The organism is Rhizobacter sp. P1_G5 (genome assembly GCF_056405435.1).
In genome coordinates, this window is the sequence record NZ_JBFUCB010001222.1 from 1 (window position 1) to 519 (window position 519).

The 519-nt window shown below is 64.9% G+C and carries 1 protein-coding gene; it reads right to left on the reverse strand.

Going from position 1 to position 519, the window contains the following annotated elements; genetic code table 11:
* Nucleotides 1-519: ABC transporter permease (locus tag AC1D12_RS35080; protein ID WP_477845641.1), on the reverse strand; the 519-nt coding region annotated here is incomplete at both ends.

Sequence of the window (519 nt, forward strand, 5' to 3'; positions counted from 1 at the left end):
GTGCCCGACACCGTGCCCACACCACCCGTGAGCGAGGTCCCGCCTATCACCGCGGCGGCAATGGCATCAAGTTCGTACATCAGGCCCTCGCTGGGCTGGGCCGTGACCAGGCGTGACATCAGCACGCAACCGGTCAGCCCGGCCAGCAAACCGGAAAGCACATAGGCAAACAGCGTCACGCCGTTGACGTTCACGCCCGAGAGCCGGGCGGCTTCCAGGTTGGAGCCGATGGCGTACAGATGGCGGCCCAGCGTGGCACGGTTAAGCAGGACGGAGACGGCCAGCGCCAGCACGATCATGAGCACCACGGGATAGGGAATGCCGACGAACACCACATCGGGGAAGCCGTCCGCACCGATATTGACGATGCGGAACAAGGCTCCGTTGCCCAGTTCTGCGAAGCTGTCGCCCAGGCCGCTGATGGCGCGGGCATCGGTCAGCTGCAAGGCCACGCCGCGTGCCACCAGCATCATTCCCAGGGTGGCAATAAAGGGCGGCAGTTTGAGCACCGTCACACAC